Raw genomic sequence first — 7164 nt, forward strand, 5'->3', positions numbered from 1 at the left:
AAGGGGTGCGAAGCAGCCCCAGGATTCGAGCATCAAGCTGATACTGCCGGGGCCGCTTTGCGGCCCTTTCGCGGCACGAGGCCGCTCCTACAGGGGGGATATCCCGACGCTCAGGCGTTTCCCCCGCTTGTGCTCGGCCACCCCCCACACCACCAGCGCCAGCGCCCCGATCACCAGCCCGGCCACCACGATCCCGTCCCAGCCATGCACCTCGAACAGCTGCGTCCCCAGCAACGACCCCAGCGCCCCGCCGATGAAGTAGCAGGTGATGTACCCGGCATTGAGCCGCGTACGCGCCTCCGGCCGCAGCACGATCACCGCGTTCTGGTTGCTCACGTGCACCAGCTGCACCGCCAGGTCGAGCAGCAGCACCCCCACCAGCAACGCCACCAACGACTGCTGCGCGAAGCCCAGCGGCACCCACGACAGCAGCAGCGCCACCAGCCCCACGGTGGTGCCCAGCGGCCCCTTGCCGCGATCGGCCAGGCGCCCGGCCCAGTTGGCTGCCAGCGCGCCGATCGCCCCGGCCAGGCCGAACAGGCCGATCACCGCGTCGGAATAGTGGTAGGGCGCATTGCTCAGCAGGAACGCCAGCGGCGTCCAGAACAGCGCGAACAGGCTGAACGCCAGCAACCCCAGCAGCGAACGCAGGCGCAGCACCGGCTCCTCGACGAACAGACGGAACACCGAACCGATCAGCGCCGGGTACTTGAGCCCCGCGTGGCTGTGGTGTTGTGGCAGGCTGCGGTAAAGCGCGAGGGCGCTGATCGCCATCAGCACCGCCGCCAGCACGTAGATGCTGCGCCAGCCGCCCAGTTCGGCCATGAAGCCGGCGGCGGTGCGTGCCAGCAGGATGCCCAGCAACAGTCCGCTCATCAGCGTGCCCACGGCGCGGCCACGCTGCTCCGGGGCACTGAGGGCGGCGGCCATGGGCACCAGCACCTGGGCCACCACCGAGAACAGCCCGGTCAGCGCGGTGCCGAACAGCAGCCATGGCAGGCTCGGCGCGCAGGCGCTGATCAGCAGCCCGGCGGTGGCGATCAGCACCATGGTGACGATCAGCCGGCGCTGCTCGAACAGGTCGCCCAGCGGCGCCAGCAACAGCAGCCCGGCGCCGTAGCTGAGCTGGGCGGCGATGACGATGGTGCCGGCACTGGCGGTGCTCAGGCCGAACTGTTGGGCGATGCTGTGCAGCAGCGGTTGGGCGTAGTAGTTGCTGGCCACGGCCAGGCCGGTGGCGGTGGCCATCAGCAGGATCAGGGCGCGACTTAGAGTCGGGGCGTTCATGGGCAGTCTCGTTGCAGGCAAGGTTGTGTGGCGACAAGTATCAGGAAGTGTCTGGCATGACACCAATGTATAGTTTTCAACTTATCCATCTTGAAAGCAGATAGATCGATGAATCTCAAGCAGCTCGAATATGCCCTGGCCGTGGCCGACACCGGCAGCTTCACCCGCGCCGCCGAGCGCTGCCACGTGGTGCAGTCTGCCCTCAGCCACCAGGTGGCGCGGCTGGAGGCACAGCTGGGGGTGAGCCTGTTCGAGCGCAGTTCGCGGCGCGTGCGCTTGACCCCGGCGGGCGAGGCTTTCGTGCTCAGCGCCCGGCCGGCGGTGGCGGCGGCGCGGCGGGTGGCCGAGGATGTCGCCGCCGCCTGCGGGCAGGTGCGTGGACGCCTGTCGATTGGCGAGATCAGCTCGCTCACCGCGCTGGACCTGGTCGATCTGCTGGCGGTGTTTCATGAGCGTTACCCGGATGTGGATGTGCGCTGGTTGACCGCCAAGAGCGAGTTGCTGGTGGCGGATGTCTGCGAACGGCGCCTGGACGTGGGCTTCATCGGCCTGTGGCAGGGCGAGGCGCTGCACGGCGTGCAGCATCGCCTGCTGGCGCGGGAGGAGCTGGTGGCGGTGCTGCCGCCCGGCCATCGGCTGGCGGGCAGGGCGCAGCTGGCCCTGGCCGACCTGGCCGACGAGGTGCTGGTGGACTTTCCCGAGGGCACCGGGGCGCGTCGGCAGACCGACGAGGCGTTCCAGGCGGCGGGGTTGCGGCATCGGGTGCAGTTCGAGATCGGCCATATTCGCCTGGTGGAAAAGTTCGTCCAGCGCGGGATGGCGCTGGGGTTGGTGCCCGAGCGTATCGCCCGGGGTTTTCAGGGCGTGGCCACGGTATCGCTGGTGGATGCGCCGGTGCGGCATCTTTATGCGGTCTGGTCGTCGAGCCCCACGCCTGCGGCGCGGGCTTTTCTCGATGTCATGGAGCAGAGCCTCCTCGCCATCTGATGTCTGATCGCTTCGACATTGGCGGTGCTTGCAACGCTGCTCCTTGCGCGATCTGGGTAACCAGGGATCGCGAATCAGGCCGCGAACCCTCCATCGGCCAGCAGGCTCGCCCCGGTGATGTATCCCGCTTCAGGCCCCGCCAGGTAAGCCACGAAGCTGGCGATTTCGTCCACCTGCCCGTAGCGCCCGATGGCCATCAACGGAATCAGGCTCTCGGCGAACTCGCCGCTGGCCGGGTTCATGTCGGTGTCCACCGGCCCCGGCTGCACATTGTTGACGGTGATCCCCTGCGGCCCCAGGTCCCGCGCCAGGCCCTTGGTCAGACCGACCAGCGCCGATTTGCTCATGGCATAGGGCGCGCCGCCGGCGAACGGCATGCGCTCGGCGTTGGTGCTGCCGATGTTGATGATCCGCCCACCCTTGCCCATGTGCTTCACCGCCGCCTGGGTGGCCACGAACACGCTGCGCACGTTGATCGCCAGCAGGCGGTCGAAGTCGGCCAGGTCGAACTCGGCCACTGGCGCCACCGCCAGCACGCCGGCGTTGTTGACCAGGATATCGAGGCCGCCGAAGGCCTTGGCGGTGTCGGCCACGGCCTGTTGCACGGCCTGGATATCGGCGCTGTCGGCGCGCAGGGCCAGGGCCTGGCCGCCGGCGTTGTTGATTTCACCGGCCAGGGCTTCGGCGCTGGCGCTGGAGCTGACGTAGGTGAAGGCGACCTTGGCGCCGTCGCGGGCCAAGCGCCGGACGATGGCTGCGCCGATACCCCGTGAACCGCCCTGGACCAGGGCCACCTTGCCGGTAAGTGGAAGTGCTTGGGACATGCTGATCTCCTGCAGTGAAGCAAGGCCGAATGCCTTGGGATGGACGCAGTATCCGCGCTCGATTACCTGTTGATAAGATGGCAATCGAGTTACTCAGAATAAACCAGGAGTTGATAATGGCCGTGGTGGAATCCTTCAGCAGCCTGGAATGCTTCATCCGCAGCGCCGAAGTCGGCAGCTTTGCCGAGGCGGCCAGGCGCCTGTCGCTCACCCCGGCGGCGGTTGGCAAGAATGTCGCCCAGCTCGAGGCGCGGCTCGGCGTGCGCCTGTTTCTGCGCAGTACGCGCAAGCTGACCTTGACCGAGGCCGGGCAGCGATTTCTGGCCGAGGTGAGCGAAAGTTTTCGCACCATCCAATACGCCGTGTCCAACCTCGCCAATTGCGAAGGGCATCCGTCGGGCGTGCTGCGGGTCAGCATGGGCACGGTGTTCGGGCGCCTGTATGTGTTGCCGTTGCTGGGCGAGTTCCTGGCCCGCTATCCGGCGGTGACGGCGGACTGGCATTTCGACAACCGCCAGGTCGACCTGATCGGCCAGGGCTTCGACGCCGCCATCGGTGGTGGTTTCGAACTGCCGCCAGGGGTGGTGGCACGCAAGCTGACCCCGGCGCACCGGGTGCTGGTCGCTTCGCCGGACTACCTGCGACAGCAAGGACCACTGAGCCGCCCTGAGCAGTTGCAGACGTGCGCCGGCATCCTTATCCGCTCGCCGCAGACCGGCCGGGTGCGCAGTTGGCCGCTGACCAGCCGTTGGCAGGAGCAACAGCCGCTGCAACTGCCCCAGCGCCTGACCATGAGCGATTCGGACGCCGCCTGCGTGGTGGCCGAGCAAGGGCTGGGGATCGCCCTGGTCAGCCTGCCGTTCGCCTTGCCCTACCTGACCGCCGGGCGCCTGAGCCGGGTGTTGCCGGACTGGTATGTGGACGATGGACATATCAGCCTGTACTACGCCGAGCGCAAGCTGTTGCCGGGCAAGACCCGGGCCTTCATCGATTTCGTGGTGGAGCAGTTCGCCGAGCAGGGGCTGGCGGGGCGCTTCGATGCGTTACAGGGCCATTGATGGCCCCGCTATAGCGCTCACTCAGGCGATATCGATGATGAACTGCACCTGCGCTGCCCCGGCCACTACCAGGCTCACTTCGTCATCCACCCGCTTGCCGAGCAGTTGCTGCCCCAGCGGCGCGCGGGGCGTGATCACCGTTACCTGCTCATCCCCCTCGCCAACCTTCAGCCCGGCCCCTTCCGGCCCGAGGAACAGTCGGCGGCGCTGGCCCGCCTCATCTTCCAGGGTCACCAGGCAACCGATCTGGATCCCCCGCGCCGGGTCGTAATCGCGCAGCGCCAACTGCTGGTAGGTCAGCAACGCCTGGCGGATCTCGGCCGTGCGCCGCGCCTGCCCGGTGGCCAGGTACGACGCCTCCAGCCCCAGGGTGTCGTACTTGTTCTCGGCGATGTTCTCTTCGGCGGTGGCGGCCTCGTAGGCGGTCTGGGCGGCGCGGCGCAGCACCTCCATGTCGTGCTCGAGGGTGGCGATGATGCGTTGCAGCAGGCTGGCCTTGTCCATGGTCAGTAGCAGAACTCCAGCACGTTGGCCTGGCTCTTGTCGGTCGGCGCGGTGCGGTTCTGCTGCAGCCAGAACTGGCACTTGGGGCTGTTGAGGTTGCGCGGGTTGCCCTGGGCGGCCTCGGCGGCCTGTTGCAGTTCCTGCTTGTGCAGGATCTCCTTGTAGTGCTCGAACATCTGCGCCTGGGCGTCGGCCGGTTGTGCCGGCGCGGTGGCAGGCGCAGGCTGGACCACGGCGGGGACGGCGGCCTCGACCAGTGGCTGCACCTGTGCCGGCCACAGGCGCAGGGCCAGCCACAGGCTCAGGGCGATGGCCACGGCGCCGAGCCACAGACCCAGGGCGACGCACAGCACCAGTTGCACGGGTCTGAGGGTGATCTTCAATTCGCGGGGGCGGGGCATGGCGGCCTCCTGGCAAGCGGGTCGATGGGCGCCATTCTCGCATGGCCCGGCAGGTTTTTTCAGCGCCGCGCTTTTGTTGTCGGGCAAATATCCGCAAAATCCGCGGTCTTTTTTCGCAGGTAACGGAACGTGGCGATGAAAACCACCTGGGACATCTTCTGCACGGTCGTCGACAACTATGGCGACATCGGCGTCACCTGGCGCCTGGCGCGCCAGCTAGCAGCCGAGCACGACCTGGCGGTGCGCCTGTGGGTGGACGACCTGCAGGCCTTCGTGCGCCTGTGTCCGCAGGCCGACAGCCAGGCCGGGCAACAGTGGCAGCAGGGCGTCGAGATACGCCACTGGCCTGTCACGTGGCAAGGTGCGCAGCCAGCCCAGGTAGTGGTGGGTGCCTTTGCCTGCCAACTGCCGGACGGCTATGTCCAGGCCATGCGCCAACAGACCACGCCGCCCTTGTGGCTGAACCTGGACTACCTCAGCGCCGAAGACTGGGTGGAGGGATGCCATGGCTTGCCGTCGCCCCAGGCCAATGGGCTGCGCAAGTTCTTCTTCTTCCCAGGCTTCACCGAGAAGACCGGTGGGTTGCTGCGTGAAGCCACCTTGCTGCCGCGTTGCCAGGCGTTCCGGCAGACGCCCGGCGAGCGGGCGGATTTCCTTGCAAGGCTGGGCGTGCAGCCCCGGGAAGGGGCGCGGCTGATCTCGCTGTTTGCCTACGAGAACCCGCAACTGGGCGACTGGCTCGATGCCCTGGCCGCCGATGTGCATCCCACCCACCTGCTGGTGCCGCAGGGGCGCATCCTGGGGGACCTCGGCGACTGGCTGGGCGAGGCGGACCTGCCCGTGGGCGCGCTGCATCGGCGCGGGGCCTTGACCGTGCAGGTCCTGCCTTTCGTCAGTCAGGACGACTACGACCGGCTGCTGTGGAGCTGCGATTTCAACGCCGTTCGCGGCGAGGATTCCTTCGTGCGCGCGCAATGGGCTGGCGTGCCGATGCTCTGGCACATCTACATCCAGGAAGAGAACGCCCACTGGGAAAAGCTCGAGGCATTCCTCGCCCTTTATCGCCAAGGCTTGTCGGCCGCCGCCGGGCAGGCGCTGACCGAACTGTGGCGCGCCTGGAACATGGATCGACCGATGGGCCAGGCCTGGCTGGCGCTGCAGCCGCATTGGGACGAGGTGCGCGAACACGCCCGCCAGTGGCAGGCCGCGCAGGCCGCTCGGCCGGACCTTGCCACGAGGCTGGTACAGTTTTACCGAAATTCGCTATGATACGCGGCCTCGATTTTTATAAATCCATCCAGATTCGGATACTTCGTAATGAAAACTGGTAAAGAGCTGAAACCCGGTACCGTACTGCGGATCGACAACGACCCGTGGCTGGTTCAGAAAGCTGAGTTCACCAAGTCGGGCCGTAACAGCGCGATCATGAAGACCAAGCTGAAGAACCTGCTGACCGGCTACAAGACCGAAACCGTATACGGTGCGGACGACAAGCTGGACGACGTGATCCTGGATCGCAAAGAAGCGACCCTGTCGTTCATCAGCGGTGACTCGTACACCTTCATGGACACCACCGACTACACCATGTACGAACTGAACGCCGAAGACATCGACGCCGTTCTGCCGTACATCGAAGAAGGCATGGAAGACGTCTGCGAAGCCGTGTTCTTCGAAGGCCGCCTGGTATCGGTAGAACTGCCGACCACCATCAGCCGCCAGGTCGTCTACACCGAGAACGCCGCGCGTGGCGACACCTCGGGCAAGGTCATGAAGCCTGCCAAGCTGAAGAACGGTACCGAGATCTCGGTTGCCGACTTCATCCAGATCGACGAGTGGATCGACATCGACACTCGCGACAACAGCTTCAAGGGCCGTTCCAAGAAGTAATCCTTCTTGCGATGAGCACGAAAAACCCGGCCTTGGCCGGGTTTTTTTGTGCCTGTCTCTGGTGGCTTGCCTCACCCCCTGTAGGAGCGGGGGGGGGGGGGGGCCGGGGGGGGGGGGGGGCCCCCCCCCCCCCCCCCCCCGGGGGGGGGGGGGGGGGGCGCCCCCCGCGATGCGTATAATGGCGGCCATTTTTCTCAATCGGTGCCTCCATGACCA

At 66.6% G+C, this 7164-nt stretch carries 8 protein-coding genes; 4 read left to right on the plus strand and 4 right to left on the minus strand.

Features of this window, described 5'->3' with window-relative positions; translation table 11 throughout:
* Nucleotides 1–87: 87 nt before the first annotated feature.
* Nucleotides 88–1287 (minus strand): MFS transporter, encoded by a 1200-nt coding sequence (locus V0R62_RS14075; RefSeq protein ID WP_330104155.1) that lies wholly within the window; start codon nt 1285–1287, stop codon nt 88–90.
* 108 nt (nt 1288–1395) lie between these two features.
* On the opposite strand from V0R62_RS14075, the gene V0R62_RS14080 reads away from it, so the two are divergent.
* Nucleotides 1396–2274, plus strand: a complete 879-nt coding sequence (locus tag V0R62_RS14080) for a LysR family transcriptional regulator (protein ID WP_330104156.1) — start codon at nt 1396–1398, stop codon at nt 2272–2274.
* Nucleotides 2275–2348: 74 nt separating this feature from the next.
* Here V0R62_RS14080 and V0R62_RS14085 read toward each other — a convergent pair whose 3' ends face one another.
* Nucleotides 2349–3098 (minus strand): 3-oxoacyl-ACP reductase family protein, encoded by a 750-nt coding sequence (locus tag V0R62_RS14085; protein WP_330104157.1) that lies wholly within the window; start codon nt 3096–3098, stop codon nt 2349–2351.
* A 116-nt stretch (nt 3099–3214) separates the two neighbouring features.
* Here V0R62_RS14085 and V0R62_RS14090 point away from each other — a divergent pair, with 116 nt between their 5' ends.
* Nucleotides 3215–4156 carry a LysR family transcriptional regulator gene (locus V0R62_RS14090; protein ID WP_330104158.1) on the plus strand — a complete coding sequence of 314 codons (942 nt, stop codon included), beginning with the start codon at nt 3215–3217 and terminating at the stop codon, nt 4154–4156.
* Between the two features lie 21 nt (nt 4157–4177).
* On the opposite strand, the gene V0R62_RS14095 is transcribed toward V0R62_RS14090, so the two are convergent.
* A complete protein-coding gene (locus V0R62_RS14095; protein ID WP_330104159.1) occupies nt 4178–4660 on the minus strand; it encodes a GreA/GreB family elongation factor in 483 nt (160 codons plus the stop codon).
* 2 nt (nt 4661–4662) lie between these two features.
* Nucleotides 4663–5061: a hypothetical protein gene (locus V0R62_RS14100; protein WP_330104160.1), complete on the minus strand. Its 399-nt coding sequence runs from the start codon at nt 5059–5061 to the stop codon at nt 4663–4665.
* A 135-nt stretch (nt 5062–5196) separates the two neighbouring features.
* On the opposite strand from V0R62_RS14100, the gene earP reads away from it, so the two are divergent.
* Both earP and efp read left to right on the plus strand, forming a co-directional pair.
* Nucleotides 5197–6330, plus strand: coding sequence for an elongation factor P maturation arginine rhamnosyltransferase EarP (gene earP, locus V0R62_RS14105; protein ID WP_330104161.1), 1134 nt, complete (start codon nt 5197–5199; stop codon nt 6328–6330).
* 48 nt (nt 6331–6378) lie between these two features.
* A complete protein-coding gene (gene efp, locus V0R62_RS14110; protein WP_028691737.1) occupies nt 6379–6948 on the plus strand; it encodes an elongation factor P in 570 nt (189 codons plus the stop codon).
* Nucleotides 6949–7164 lie beyond the last annotated feature (216 nt).

It is taken from the genome of Pseudomonas carassii, assembly GCF_036324045.1.
GTDB classification, from domain to species: Bacteria; Pseudomonadota; Gammaproteobacteria; order Pseudomonadales; family Pseudomonadaceae; genus Aquipseudomonas; species Aquipseudomonas peradeniyensis.

Coding starts and splice junctions, on each gene's coding strand:
- V0R62_RS14075 (WP_330104155.1), bottom strand. CDS start 1,287: ATGAACGCCCCGACTCTAAGTCGCGCCCTGATCCTGCTGATGGCCACC.
- V0R62_RS14080 (WP_330104156.1), top strand. CDS start 1,396: ATGAATCTCAAGCAGCTCGAATATGCCCTGGCCGTGGCCGACACCGGC.
- V0R62_RS14085 (WP_330104157.1), bottom strand. CDS start 3,098: ATGTCCCAAGCACTTCCACTTACCGGCAAGGTGGCCCTGGTCCAGGGC.
- V0R62_RS14090 (WP_330104158.1), top strand. CDS start 3,215: ATGGCCGTGGTGGAATCCTTCAGCAGCCTGGAATGCTTCATCCGCAGC.
- V0R62_RS14095 (WP_330104159.1), bottom strand. CDS start 4,660: ATGGACAAGGCCAGCCTGCTGCAACGCATCATCGCCACCCTCGAGCAC.
- V0R62_RS14100 (WP_330104160.1), bottom strand. CDS start 5,061: ATGCCCCGCCCCCGCGAATTGAAGATCACCCTCAGACCCGTGCAACTG.
- earP (WP_330104161.1), top strand. CDS start 5,197: ATGAAAACCACCTGGGACATCTTCTGCACGGTCGTCGACAACTATGGC.
- efp (WP_028691737.1), top strand. CDS start 6,379: ATGAAAACTGGTAAAGAGCTGAAACCCGGTACCGTACTGCGGATCGAC.